Origin of the sequence: Nocardioides baculatus, assembly GCF_016735675.1 — a bacterium.
GTDB classification, from domain to species: Bacteria; Actinomycetota; Actinomycetes; order Propionibacteriales; family Nocardioidaceae; genus Nocardioides; species Nocardioides baculatus.
The window spans coordinates 384,106-396,937 of record NZ_JAERSG010000004.1 but is presented as its reverse complement, the minus strand read 5'-3'; the positions used below and the strand labels follow the sequence as shown (position 1 = coordinate 396,937).

General features: G+C 71.7%; 11 protein-coding genes and 1 pseudogene. 8 read left to right on the top strand and 4 right to left on the bottom strand.

Annotated features, from left to right (window positions below; translation table 11 throughout):
• Window positions 1-34 precede the first annotated feature (34 nt).
• Window positions 35-2,140 (bottom strand): S8 family serine peptidase, encoded by a 2,106-nt coding sequence (locus tag JI751_RS15035; protein WP_201938456.1) that lies wholly within the window; start codon window positions 2,138-2,140, stop codon window positions 35-37.
• A gap of 187 nt (window positions 2,141-2,327) precedes the next feature.
• Here JI751_RS15035 and JI751_RS15030 point away from each other — a divergent pair, with 187 nt between their 5' ends.
• Window positions 2,328-2,723, top strand: a complete 396-nt coding sequence (locus JI751_RS15030; protein WP_201938454.1) for a cold-shock protein — start codon at window positions 2,328-2,330, stop codon at window positions 2,721-2,723.
• A gap of 6 nt (window positions 2,724-2,729) precedes the next feature.
• Here the strand turns inward: JI751_RS15030 and JI751_RS15025 are convergent, their stop codons facing one another.
• Window positions 2,730-4,238: an MFS transporter gene (locus tag JI751_RS15025; protein WP_307814271.1), complete on the bottom strand. Its 1,509-nt coding sequence runs from the start codon at window positions 4,236-4,238 to the stop codon at window positions 2,730-2,732.
• Between the two features lie 91 nt (window positions 4,239-4,329).
• Here JI751_RS15025 and JI751_RS15020 point away from each other — a divergent pair, with 91 nt between their 5' ends.
• Entirely contained in the window at window positions 4,330-5,133 is an 804-nt protein-coding gene (locus JI751_RS15020) for a DUF3027 domain-containing protein (protein ID WP_236666273.1), read from the top strand.
• Window positions 5,134-5,136: 3 nt separating this feature from the next.
• Here JI751_RS15020 and JI751_RS15015 read toward each other — a convergent pair whose 3' ends face one another.
• Both JI751_RS15015 and JI751_RS15010 read right to left on the bottom strand, forming a co-directional pair.
• Window positions 5,137-5,769 carry a class I SAM-dependent methyltransferase gene (locus tag JI751_RS15015; protein ID WP_201938448.1) on the bottom strand — a complete coding sequence of 211 codons (633 nt, stop codon included), beginning with the start codon at window positions 5,767-5,769 and terminating at the stop codon, window positions 5,137-5,139.
• Window positions 5,766-6,059, bottom strand: coding sequence for a DUF2530 domain-containing protein (locus JI751_RS15010; protein WP_307814269.1), 294 nt, complete (start codon window positions 6,057-6,059; stop codon window positions 5,766-5,768). Before JI751_RS15010 ends, JI751_RS15015 begins: the two co-directional genes overlap by 4 nt.
• A 69-nt stretch (window positions 6,060-6,128) precedes the next feature.
• On the opposite strand from JI751_RS15010, the gene JI751_RS15005 reads away from it, so the two are divergent.
• From JI751_RS15005 to fusA, 6 genes and pseudogenes are all read left to right on the top strand, one after another.
• Window positions 6,129-7,607, top strand: coding sequence for an NCS2 family permease (locus JI751_RS15005; RefSeq protein ID WP_201938447.1), 1,479 nt, complete (start codon window positions 6,129-6,131; stop codon window positions 7,605-7,607).
• A 163-nt stretch (window positions 7,608-7,770) separates the two neighbouring features.
• A complete protein-coding gene (locus JI751_RS15000; RefSeq protein WP_236666272.1) occupies window positions 7,771-8,214 on the top strand; it encodes a MarR family winged helix-turn-helix transcriptional regulator in 444 nt (147 codons plus the stop codon).
• 55 nt (window positions 8,215-8,269) lie between these two features.
• Window positions 8,270-9,532, top strand: a pseudogene (locus tag JI751_RS14995) (MFS transporter); the annotation flags it as partial.
• A 189-nt stretch (window positions 9,533-9,721) separates the two neighbouring features.
• Window positions 9,722-10,093, top strand: coding sequence for a 30S ribosomal protein S12 (rpsL, locus tag JI751_RS14990; RefSeq protein ID WP_056599611.1), 372 nt, complete (start codon window positions 9,722-9,724; stop codon window positions 10,091-10,093).
• On the top strand, window positions 10,093-10,563 hold the full coding sequence (gene rpsG, locus JI751_RS14985) for a 30S ribosomal protein S7 (protein ID WP_201938443.1): 471 nt from the start codon (window positions 10,093-10,095) through the stop codon (window positions 10,561-10,563). Before rpsL ends, rpsG begins: the two co-directional genes overlap by 1 nt.
• Before the next feature lie 122 nt (window positions 10,564-10,685).
• Window positions 10,686-12,746 (top strand): elongation factor G, encoded by a 2,061-nt coding sequence (gene fusA / locus JI751_RS14980; RefSeq protein ID WP_236666362.1) that lies wholly within the window; start codon window positions 10,686-10,688, stop codon window positions 12,744-12,746.
• The last annotated feature ends 86 nt before the right edge of the window (window positions 12,747-12,832 follow it).

The following is a 12,832-nucleotide window of genomic DNA, read 5'->3' as shown; positions in this document are numbered from 1 at the left end:
TGTCCGACTCGCCCTCCCAGTACGGTCGGGATGGTCAGCGGGTGAGGGCGACCGGCACGCGGGTGACCCCGCCGCGGGCGCCGAGCCACACGAGCTCGCCGTCGTCGAGGCCGCCGGGCGTGGTCGGGCCGGTCACGGTGACGGTGAAGCGGGCCGACTGCCCCGGCGCGAGGCGTACGGCGAGGGGCCGGATGCTGACGCGGTGGGCGGTGAAGCCACGCGCGGTGACCGAGAAGTACTCCGGCCGGGTGCCGACGTTGGTCAGGGTGCGCGTGGCGGTGCCGCGGCGCGCGGTGAGCAGGAGCGAGCCGGTGTTGAGGTCGGCGAGCGTGTGCTGACGCAGGGCGCGGCGCCAGGCGCGCGCCGGCACGTCGAGCGCGAGGTGTGCCGTCGGTGCCCGGCTCGGCAGCGCGCCGGCCCCCTGGGCCAGCACCGACGAGCCGCGGAGCGGACGCGCCGACCCCGCGACGAGCGAGCGGACGACGGCGGCCGACCAGTCGTGCTTCGCCAGCACCAGCGCTGCGAGCCCGCTCGCGTGCGCAGCGGCCGCGGAGCTGCCGCTGAAGACGCCCCACGTGCGGCCGGTCGCGTCGGGCAGGGCGCCCAGGACGGCGTCGCCGTCGGCGACCGCGTCGGGCTTGACCGAGGGGCCGCGCGGGTCGCCCGAGGCGCTCCACGGTGCCGTACGCCGGTTGCCGGGGTCGCCGCCCGCGCGCGTCATCCGGACGCGGGCGCCGGGGTGCGTGGCGACCCAGCGGCTGAAGCTCCGGCCGGCGGCGGCGGAGAGGTGGACGGTGGGGACGGCGTGGAAGTCGGCCGTGACCGAACCCGGACGCAGGTTGACCAGCACCATCGCGCGGCCACCCGCGAGGGAGACGCTGTCCGACTTGTCGATCCGGCCGATGCCGCCGCGCCGGCACACCACGATGCGGCGTGCGACCTTGCGCGAGTCGAGCGAGTCGCGGCGGCACTGACCGGCCGCGCGCCGGGAGACGCCCGGTGCCGCGGCATCCTGCGCGAGCACGGTGCGTCCGCGGACCGCCGCGGGCCTGCCGCCGCCGCTGAAGGTGCGTCCGCCCGGGCCGGTGAGCACGGCGCGCGACATCCGGCCGACGGCCGAGCCGACGGTGGTCACCCACGGCGAGGCGTGGGCGGCGTACGACGTCCGGCCGGAGTTGCCGGCCGCACCGACCACGACGATGTCGGCCTCCGCGGCGCCGAGGAGCGCCCGCTGGAGGGTGTCGATGCCGTTGCCGCCGGCGAGCGCGAGGTTGAGGACGTCGACGTGGTCGGCGACCGCGGCGTCGACCGCCGACACGACGTCGGCGGTCGAGCAGCCGTCGTCGGCGGGGTCGGGTGCGCCCCAGCAGGCCTTGTAGGCGGCGATCCGGGCCTGCGGTGCGACGCCGCCGAAGCTGCCGGCATCGCGCCCGTCGACCCGGACGCTGACGCCCGCGTTGCCGGCGGCGACCGAGGAGACCTGGGTGCCGTGGCCGAGCACGTCGCGCGCCGACAGCGACTCCGACGACCGGACCCGGTCGGTGCCGAACCCGGCGGCGAACCAGCGCGCGCCCACGACCTTGCGGGTGCAGTCGCCGACGGTCCATCCGTCGCCCTCGGCGCACTCGCCGGTGAACTCCTGCGGCTCGCGGCCGAGGCCGGGTACGTCGGCGAAGGCGGGGGAGTCCGGGGCGATGCCCGAGTCGACCACGCCGATCACGACGCCGGCGCCGCCGCGGAGCCGCGGGCTCTTCGCCGCGCCGCGGACGGTCGCGGACGTCGTACGGCCGGCGAGCGGTCGCACCTCGTCGGGCTCGATGACAGCAATGCCGGGCTGGTCGTCGAGGAGGGCGAGCTGGGCCTCGGAGAGGGGCAGGGCGAACCCGTTGAGGGCGGTGGTCCAGCGGTAGACCGGCTCCTCGGCGCCGATCGCCGCGAGCACCGCGTCCTGGCGGGCGAGGAGGTCCGCCGCGTCGCGGGTGCCGGCCGACGTCCCGGGTCCCGTCAGCGTGACGAGCGTGAGGGCAGAGGTCCCCGCGGCGGGTGCGTCCTCGGCCAGCGCGACACTCGAGGCGGACAGGGTGACGCCGAGCGCGAGCAGGCCGCAGCCCACGATCCGCCCCACGCGTCGTGCCCGCACGGTCCCCACCTCATCGCCCCGTCAGTACGTCTGTGCTCCGAACCGCCCATGATCGCAGCAGGGGCGACGGGAGACAAAGCCCTCCCTCCGGGCGGAACCCGTTGGTGGGGGTCCATCGGTGCCGCCTATCCTTTGGCCGCGCCCGCGACGTGCGGGCGGCGAGGACGGAACAGGTGGGGAGAAGGCCGTGCCCAGTGGCAAGGTGAAGTGGTTCGACGTGGAGAAGGGCTTCGGCTTCCTGTCGCAGGAGGACGGCCCCGACGTCTACGTCCACTCCGACGCGCTCCCCGAGGGCACCCCCGCGCTGAAGGCCGGCACCAAGGTCGAGTTCGGCATCGCCCAGGGCCGACGCGGCGACCAGGCCCTCCAGGTGCGCGTCATCGACGCCCCGGCGTCGGTCACGCGCAACCAGCGCAACGCCCAGCGCAAGAAGCCCGAGGCGATGGTCACCATCGTCGAGGACCTCATCAAGATGCTCGAGGGCGTCGAGGAGGGCTACCGGCACGGGCGTCACCCCGAGCGCAACGCCGCGCGCGGTACGGCGAAGGTGCTGCGCGCGCTCGCCGACGAGCTCGAGCTCTAGCCCGACCTACGTCGTCGCGGGGGCGGCCGGCCGCATGCGTGCCGGCCGGCTGATCAGCACGAACGTCGCCCACGCGCCGAGCACACCTGCCGCGATGCCCAGCCCGAGCTGGGGGTTGAGCGGCATCGCGATGCCGACGAAGCCGCCGATCACCCAGGCGAGCTGCAGTGTCGTGTCGGAGCGGGCGAAGGCGCTCGCCTGGATCCGGCTCGGCACGTCGCGCTGGATCGTGGAGTCGAGCGAGAGCTTGGCGAGGGACTGTGCGAGCCCGGCCGTCAGGCCGAGCAGCGCGAGGGCGAGCAGGCCGTAGAACAGCGCGGCGATCACGACGACGACCGCGTCGGCCAGCAGCGCCAGCACCACGGTGGCAGCGGGGTTGAGCTTGCGCAGCAGCGAGCCGATCGCGATGCCGAGCGTGTTGCCGAAGCCGGCGGCGCCGATCACGAGGCCGAGCAGCAGCTCGGGCTTCCAGTCGCCGATCGGGTTGTCGCGCAGCAGGAACGCCATGAACATCGTCAGGAATCCCGACAGCCAGCGCGGTCCGCAGTTGGCCCGCAGGGCGAAGGCGACGGCTGACGGGATCCGGGTCTTCGGGCGCCGGCTGCCTGCGGAGACCGCGGTGGACCCGGTGAGCACCAGCTCGCCCTCGCCCTGGCTGGCGTCGACCTTGTCGGGCAGCCGGATCGCCCAGATGGTGGCGAGCACGAAGACCATGAAGCCGTAGCGCAGCGACCACTCCGGACCGAAGGTCGAGGCCCCGATCGCCAGCGGTGCCGAGATCGCCGCCCCGACGACGCCCGCGAGGGAGACCCGGGCGTTGGCCTTCACCAGGGTGAGCTCGGGAGGCAGCAGGCGGGGGACGGCAGCGGCGCGGGTGACGCCGTAGGCCTTGGAGGCGACGAGGACGCCCAGGGCGGCGGGGAACAGCCACGCGGACCCGGTGATCACAGCGGTGGCCAGCACCCAGCAGAGGAAGGCGCGGATCGCCATGGTCGCGCCGACCGCCCACCTGCGGCCGTGGCTGAAGCGGTCGAGGAACGGGCCGATCAGCGGCGCCACGATCGCGAAGGGCAGCATCGTCAGCCCGAGGAAGAGGGCCACCTGGCCGCGCGCTTCGCCCGTGGGGACCTGGAAGAAGAGGGTGCCGGCCAGCGAGATCGCCACGGCCGCGTCACCGGCGGCGTTGAAGGCGTGCAGCTCGATCAGGCGCGACAGGCCCGAGTCGCCGGCGCCCTCGGCCCGCGCCGCGCGCCGCGCCTGGCTGACGGCGTACTGGCCCGCCGTGCCGGCTCCGCGCCCGGCGACGCGGGCGCCACGGCCGGCGGCCCTGGCTCCCCGTCCGGCCGCTCGCACGCCCTTGGCGGCACCCGACAGCGAACGGCGTACGGCACCCGGGGCGGGCGCCGACGGCGGCGGTGGCGACACGCGGTAGGGCTGGGTGTCCTCGCCCGGATCGGGCTCGTGGTCGTGCTCCCGCGCCTGCCCCGGGGAGGGGTCGGGGCGGTCGCTGGTCACGGGGACCATCTTGGACTACCCGCCCGACGGCGCGTGGATGCCGTCCCGGCCCAGGGTGCCGACGGGACAGGACCGCGCACCGTTTGTCATGATGGCGCACGTGATCTCTCTCCCGACCCGTTCCGGCAAGCCGGACTCGGCCCTCGCCAAGGCCGCCGACCTCGCACGCGGCATCGTGCTCGAGGTCGCCGACGGCGACGAGGTGGGCGACCACCTCGGTGCGTACGCCGAGGGGGAGCGGGTCGTCACGCACCACTTCGCCTGCACCCGGCCGGGCTACCCCGGCTGGCACTGGTCGGTCACCCTGACCCGCGCCAAGCGCGGCAAGGACCTCACGGTCAACGAGGTCGTGCTGCTGCCGGGCGACGAGGCGATCGTCGCTCCCGCGTGGGTGCCCTACAAGGAGCGCCTCCAGCCCGGCGACCTCTCGCCCGGCGACCTGCTGCCGGTGGAGGACGAGGACGCCCGCCTGGTCCCGACCTACCTCGTCGGCGACGACCCGCTCGACGGCCCGATGGACGGCGACGCCCGCGCCCAGGTGCGCCGGGTCGCCGAGGAGCTCGGCCTGGGCCGGGTCCGCACGCTGAGCCGCGAGGGCCTCGACATGGCCGCCGAGCGCTGGAACGCCGGCACCGGCGGGCCGGACGCGCCGCTCGCCAAGAGTGCTCCCGACCAGTGCTGGTCGTGCGGCTTCCTGGTCCGGCTCAACGGCTCGCTCGCGGACCGGTTCGGCGTGTGCGCCAACGGCAACGCCAACGACGACGGCAGCGTCGTCACCTTCGACCACGGCTGCGGGGCCCACTCCGAGGTCAAGCTCGCGCGCAAGCAGCAGCCGCTGCCGATGCCGGAGCACGCCTTCGACACGCTGACCGACGACGAGTTCGAGACGCTCTAGCCGTCAGGCCTGCCCCGGCCCCGACTCCGGCTCCAACACCCACACGGCGTACTCGTCGTTGGGCTCGTGCAGCTCGTAGCTGCCGAAGCGGTGGACGACCCGCAGCCCGGCAGCGGTCGCGTCGGCGACGAACTCGTCGGCCGGGTAGGTCCGGCTGCCGGCCTTCAGTGCCGTGAGGTGGAAGCCGATGACCGCGCGGCCGTCCGGCGCCAGCAGCTCGCGGACCCGTTCGAGCACGCGCCGCTCGGTGTCCTCGCCGAGGTAAACCATCACGTTGCCGACGACGGCGACGAGGTCGAACGGGCCGACCTCCGAGGGATCGAGCGCCAGCGCCTCGTGGGGGAGGACGACGAGGTCGGGGTACGTCGCCTCCGACTGCGCGCGCAGGGCGGGGTCGGGCTCGGTCGCCACGACCCGGTGGCCGCGCGCCCGGAGCGCCGCCGACACCCGGCCCATGCCGGAGCCGATGTCGAGGATGCGGGCACCGCGCGGCGCGAGCGCGTCGACGAGCCGGGCCTCCCCGTCGACGTCCGCGCCCTCGGCGACCCGCTGGGCGAAGGTCTCGCCGTAGCCGCGGTTGCGCTCGCCGGCGAGCTCCCAGCGGGTCGGGGGGAGCGCTCTCGGGGTGTTCGTCATGCGCGCCGCCGTCCCTGCTGCGCGGCGCGCTCCTTGCGGCGACGGCGGCAGTACTCCAGCCCGCAGAGGCCGAGGCCGAAGCCCGCGAGGCAGGTCCACAGCCACCAGGTGCGCCCGCTGTCCTGCAGCGTGCCCCAGAAGGGGAGGAGCCCGAGGAAGCCGAGCAGCCACAGCGCCGTGCCGACCTCGGTGGTGCGGACACCGTCGACGTCGAGCGGCTCGACCTGCGCCACGATGTAGGTGCGGTTGCCGATCTCGTGCTGCATCGGCTGCTCGTCACCCAGGTCCACGCCGTCACGCTACAACGCTGCGGCGAGGCGAAACATGCAGGTCACATACGTCTGCCAGACTCCGATTCCGTGAGCGACGACACGCAGACCACGCGGCCGACCTCGAAGGCCTCCGGCCTCGACGGGTTCTTCCGGATCACCGAGCGGGGCTCGAGCGTCGGCAGCGAGGTCCGCGGCGGGGTCGTGACCTTCCTGACGATGGCCTACATCATCGTGCTCAACCCGCTGATCCTCGGCTTCGTGCCCGACTCGACGGGTGCCTACCTCGGCGGCGGGACGGGCGACGGGTCCAACCTGCCCGTGATCGCCGCGGGCACCGCGCTGGTCGCGGGCGTGCTGACCATCCTGATGGGAGCCGTGGCCAACTTCCCGCTGGCGCTCGCGACGGGCCTCGGCCTCAACGCGTTCGTCGCCAACGCCATCGCCACCCGGTCGACCTGGGAGGACGCGATGGGCCTCATCGTCCTCGAGGGCATCATCATCCTGGTCCTCGTCCTGACCGGGTTCCGCAAGGCGGTCTTCCACGCGGTGCCGCAGCAGCTCAAGGTCGCGATCTCCGTCGGCATCGGGCTCTTCATCGCCCTCATCGGCTTCGTCGACGCCGGCTTCGTGACCCGCATCCCGGACGCCTTCAAGACCACGGTGCCGGTGCAGCTCGGCGACGGCGGCACCCTGACCGGCTGGCCGGTCCTCGTCTTCGCGATCGGCGTCGTGCTGATCATCGCGCTCTGGGTACGCCGGGTGCGCGGGGCGATCCTGATCTCGATCATCGCCACGACGGTGCTCGCCTTCGTCGTCCAGGCGGTCCTCGACCTCGGCGCGGCGGCCCAGGAGGGCCCCGGCAACTGGTCGCTCAACGTCCCCGAGCTCAACGGCGTCGTCGACGTCCCCGACTTCGGCACCCTCGGCCAGTTCTCGCTCTTCGGCGCCTTCTCGTCCGTCGGCTTCCTGGCCGCCCTGCTCCTCGCCTTCACGCTGCTCCTCGCCGACTTCTTCGACACGATGGGCACGATGACGGCCATCGGTGCCGAGGCGGGGCTCAACGACGAGGAGGGCATCCCGCCGCACTCGCAGCGGATCCTCATCGTGGACTCGGTCGCGGCGATGGCCGGCGGTGCCGCGGGGGTCTCGTCCAACACCTCCTACATCGAGTCGGCGTCCGGCGTGGGCGAGGGTGCGCGCACCGGCCTCGCGTCGGTCGTGACCGGAGTGCTGTTCCTGCTCTCGACGTTCTTCGCCCCGCTGGTCGAGGCGATCCCCTCCGAGGCGGCCGTCCCCGCGCTCGTCCTCGTCGGCTTCCTGATGATGCAGCAGGTCCGCGGCATCGACTGGGAGGACCTCGAGATCGCGATCCCGGCCTTCCTGACGATCGTGCTGATGCCGTTCACCTACTCCATCAGCGTCGGCATCGGCGCCGGCTTCCTGGCCTACGTGCTGATCAAGGTGGTCGTCGGCAAGGCGCGCGAGGTGCACCCGCTGATGTGGATCGTCGCGGCCCTCTTCGTCGTCTACTTCGCGATCGCCCCGATCACCTCCTGGCTCACCTGAGACCTTCGCTCGGGCCTGCATGAGTCCCCGCACGTGCGGGGACTCCGACACTCGGAGGCCGTTGCAACCCCCTCCACGTGTCCGACTCGCCCTCCAAGTCCGTGAGACGCGAGGTCGACGGCTGCCGGAATAGTTAGCACAGGTAATGAGTTACGCTAACGACATGCCGACCGCCGACCTCCGTACCGACGCCGGGCTCGCCTCCGAGCTCCGGGCCGGTGTCATGCGCCTGCGCCGCCGCCTGGTCTCCGAGCGCCACCCCGACAACGACCTGAGCATCCCGCAGATGGTCGTGCTCGGGCTGCTCGTCCGGCTGGGCGACCAGACCGTCGGCGAGCTGGCCCGCGCCGAGCGCGTGCAGCCGCCGTCGATGACCCGCACGGTCAACTGCCTGGAGGGCGACGGCTACGTCGTACGCCGTCCGCACGAGACCGACGGCCGCCAGGTCGTCGTCTCGCTGACCGACGCCGGTCGGGCCGCCGTGCTCGCCGACCGGCAGCGCCGCGACGCCTGGCTGTCGCAGCAGCTCGCCCGCCTGACGCCCGCCGAGCGGGCCGCCCTCCGCGAGGCCGCGCCGATCCTGGCCCGCCTCGCCACCGCCGACTGACACACCGACCGACACCGACCGAGGAGTCACCACGAGTCCCACGTTCCGTTCCCTCGCCAACCCCAACTACCGCCGCTACGCCGCCGGCGGCGTGGTGTCCAACACGGGCACCTGGATGCAGCGCGTCGCCCAGGACTGGCTGGTCCTCGAGCTGGCCGCCGGCTCCGGCGCCACTGCGCTCGGCATCACCACGGGGTTGCAGTTCCTCCCCTTCCTGCTGCTGACGCCGTTCGCCGGCCTGGTCGCCGACCGGATGCCCAAGCAGCGGCTGCTCCAGCTGACCAACCTCGGCATGGCGGTGCCCGCCCTGGTCCTCGGCCTGCTCGCCGTGACCGGCACCGCCGAGGTCTGGCACGTCTACGTCCTGGCCTTCCTCCTGGGCTCGGCCTCGGCCTTCGACGCCCCCGCGCGCCAGTCGTTCGTCTCCGAGATCGTCGAGCCGGTCGACCTGACCAACGCCGTCGGCCTCAACTCCGCCAGCTTCAACGCCGCGCGCCTCGTCGGCCCCGGCCTCGCCGGCCTGCTCATCGCCGCGTTCGGCGGGGGAGCGGTCGCGACCGGCTGGGTCATCCTCGCCAACGCGGTGTCGTACGCCGCCCCGATCTGGTCGCTGCGCCACCTCGACGTCAGCCGCATCGACGCCGCCCCCGCCAACCGGGGGCCGGGGGCGATCCGCGAGGGCGTCGCGTACGTCCGGGCCCGTCCCGACCTGCTCCTCGTGCTCGGCCTGGTCTTCTTCGCCGGCACCTTCGGTCTCAACTTCCAGATCACCTCGGCGCTGATGGCCACCGAGGTCTTCGACAAGGGCCCGGAGGAGTTCGGCCTGCTCGGCTCCTTCCTCGCCGTCGGCTCGCTCGCCGGCTCGCTCCTCGCCGCCCGTCGGACGGAGATCCGCCAGCGCCTCGTCGTCGGCGCCGCGATCGCCTTCGGCCTCTCGGTGATGCTGGCCGGCCTGATGCCGTCCTACCTCACGTTCGCGCTGCTGGCGCCGGTCACCGGGCTCACCGCGCTGACATTCATCACCAGCGCCAACACCTACATGCAGCTGCACACCGACGCCGGCGTGCGCGGCCGGGTGATGGCGCTCTACATGATGATCTTCATGGGCGGCACGCCCGTCGGCGCGCCCATCATCGGCTGGATCGGCCACGAGTACGGCGCCCGGTGGACGCTGCTCGGCGGCGGGCTGATGACGATCGTCGGGGTTGTGCTGTCTGCGATGATGTACCTGAGGCTCGAACGGGCCCGTCACGACCGGGCGGCCGACGGCGACGAGGCGGTCCGCGACGGTGTGCGGACGGCTCCTGCGGCGTTTTGACCCTGCGTGTGCGCCCCGAGTAGCCTCAATCCTTGTGTCTGGCACGCCCAGACCCCTGCGCGCGCACTCAACTGCCGCTGGTAGGGACGCGGTCCTCGGGACCGCACAGGCACGCAGCTCCACGGCAACACCCCCGAGTCCGGCACCGCGCCGGGCCGAGACGAGAAGACAGAGAGAGGGAACCACCCGGTGCCCACCATCAACCAGCTGGTCCGCAAGGGCCGCCAGGACAAGGTGTCGAAGTCCAAGACGCCCGCCCTGAAGGGATCCCCGCAGCGCCGCGGCGTCTGCACGCGCGTCTACACGACCACCCCGAAGAAGCCGAACTCCGCCCTCCGCAAGGTCGCCCGCGTGCGCCTGAGCAGTGGCGTCGAGGTCACCGCCTACATCCCGGGTGTCGGTCACAACCTGCAGGAGCACTCGATCGTGCTCGTGCGCGGCGGCCGTGTGAAGGACCTTCCCGGTGTCCGCTACAAGATCATCCGCGGCACGCTCGACACCCAGGGTGTCAAGAACCGCAAGCAGGCCCGCAGCCGCTACGGCGCGAAGAAGGAGAAGTAATGCCTCGCAAGGGTCCCGCCCCGAAGCGCCCCCTCGTCTCCGACCCGGTCTACGGCTCGCAGCTGGTCACCCAGCTCGTCTCCAAGGTCCTCCAGGACGGCAAGAAGGCTGTCGCGCAGCGCATCGTCTACACCGCCCTCGAGGGCGTCCGTGAGAAGACCGGCTCCGACCCCGTCATCACGCTCAAGCGTGCGATGGACAACGTCAAGCCGGCCATCGAGGTCAAGTCCCGCCGCGTCGGCGGCGCGACCTACCAGGTCCCCGTCGAGGTCAAGGCCAACCGCTCCACCACGCTGGCCCTGCGCTGGCTCGTGGGCTACGCCTCCGACCGTCGCGAGAAGACCATGTCGGAGCGCCTCATGAACGAGATCCTCGACGCGAGCAACGGCCTCGGTGCCGCTGTGAAGAAGCGCGAGGACACCCACAAGATGGCCGAGTCCAACAAGGCCTTCGCCCACTACCGCTGGTGACCTGAGCGGGGCTCCCGCCGGGAGCCCCGCCCCACCAACCCATCAACTCTTACGAGGGACTGAGACTTTCAGTGGCTGTCGACATCACCACCGACCTCAACAAGGTCCGCAACATCGGCATCATGGCGCACATCGACGCCGGCAAGACCACCACCACCGAGCGCATCCTCTTCTACACCGGCATCACCTACAAGATCGGTGAGGTCCACGAGGGTGGCGCCACGATGGACTGGATGGAGCAGGAGCAGGAGCGCGGCATCACCATCACGTCCGCCGCGACGACCTGCTGGTGGAAGGACCACCAGATCAACATCATCGACACCCCCGGTCACGTGGACTTCACCGCCGAGGTCGAGCGCTCGCTGCGCGTCCTCGACGGCGCCGTCGCCGTGTTCGACGGTGTCGCCGGTGTCGAGCCCCAGACCATGACGGTGTGGCGCCAGGCCAACAAGTACTCCGTCCCCCGCATGTGCTTCGTCAACAAGCTCGACCGCACGGGCGCGGACTTCTTCCGCTGCGTCGACATGATGGTCGAGCGCCTCAACTCCACGCCGCTCGTGCTCCAGCTGCCGATCGGCGCGGAGTCCGACTTCCTCGGTGTCATCGACCTGGTCGGCATGCGTGCCCTGACCTGGCGCGGCGAGACCACGATGGGTGAGGACTACGAGGTCGAGGAGATCCCGGCCGAGCTCGCCGAGCAGGCCGCGGAGTACCGCGAGAAGCTCCTCGAGACGCTCGCCGAGGCCGACGACGACATCATGGAGAAGTTCCTCGAGGAGGGTGAGTTCACCGTCCCCGAGCTCGAGGCCGCGATCCGTCGTGCCACCCTCGCCGACAAGCTCAACCCGGTCCTCTGCGGCACCGCGTTCAAGAACAAGGGCGTCCAGCCCCTGCTCGACGCCGTCGTGAAGTTCCTGCCCTCGCCGCTCGACATCGACGGCATCCAGGGCCACTCGGTCAAGGACGAGGACGAGGTCATCGTCCGCCAGCCGTCCGACGACGAGCCGTTCTCCGGCCTGGCCTACAAGATCGCCTCGGACCCGCACCTCGGCAAGCTGATCTACGTCCGGGTCTACTCGGGCAAGCTCGAGGCCGGCTCGACCGTGGTCAACTCGGTCAACGGCCGCAAGGAGCGGATCGGCAAGGTCTACCAGATGCACGCCAACAAGCGTGAGGAGATCGCGTCGGTCGGCGCCGGCCAGATCGTGGCCGTCATGGGCCTCAAGGACACCAAGACCGGTCACACGCTGTGCGACCCCAACAACCAGGTCGTCCTCGAGTCGATGACGTTCCCGGCCCCGGTGATCGAGGTCGCGATCGAGCCCAAGACCAAGGGTGACCAGGAGAAGCTCGGCACCGCGATCCAGCGTCTCTCCGACGAGGACCCGACCTTCACGGTCAAGGCCGACGAGGAGACGGGTCAGACCATCATCGCCGGCATGGGCGAGCTCCACCTGGAGATCCTCGTCGACCGCATGAAGCGCGAGTTCCGCGTCGAGGCCACCGTCGGCAAGCCGCAGGTCGCCTACCGCGAGACCATCCGCAACACGGTCGAGAAGCACTCCTACACCCATAAGAAGCAGACGGGTGGTTCGGGTCAGTTCGCCAAGGTCGTCATCAACCTCGGTCCCAACATCGACCCGGAGACCGGTCAGGGCGCGGGCTACGAGTTCGTCAACAACGTGTCCGGTGGTCGCGTGCCGAAGGAGTACATCCCCTCGGTCGACCAGGGCGGCCAGGAGGCCATGGAGTTCGGCGTGCTCGCCGGCTACCCCATGGTCGACGTGAAGTTCTCGCTCGAGGACGGCGCCTACCACGACGTCGACTCGTCCGAGCTCGCGTTCAAGATCGCCGGCAACCAGGCCTTCAAGGAGGCCGCCCGCCGCGCGAAGCCGGTCCTGCTCGAGCCGATGTTCGCCGTCGAGGTGACCACCCCGGAGAGCTTCCTCGGCACGGTCATCGGCGACATCAACTCGCGCCGCGGCCAGATCCAGGCCCAGGAGGAGCGTCACGGCGACATGGTCGTCAACGCGCTTGTGCCCCTGTCGGAGATGTTCGGGTACGTTGGCGACCTGAGGTCGAAGACCTCCGGTCAGGCGTCGTACTCCATGGAGTTCGACTCGTACGCCGAGGTTCCCTCGAACATCGCCGAGGAGATCGTCAAGAAGGTCCGCGGCGAGTGATCGCCCCGGGGCCAGCCCCGGACAGCAGGACCCTGCACCACCCCGTTTCACACCCATGAGTTCAAGTTCAAACCCAACCAGGAGGA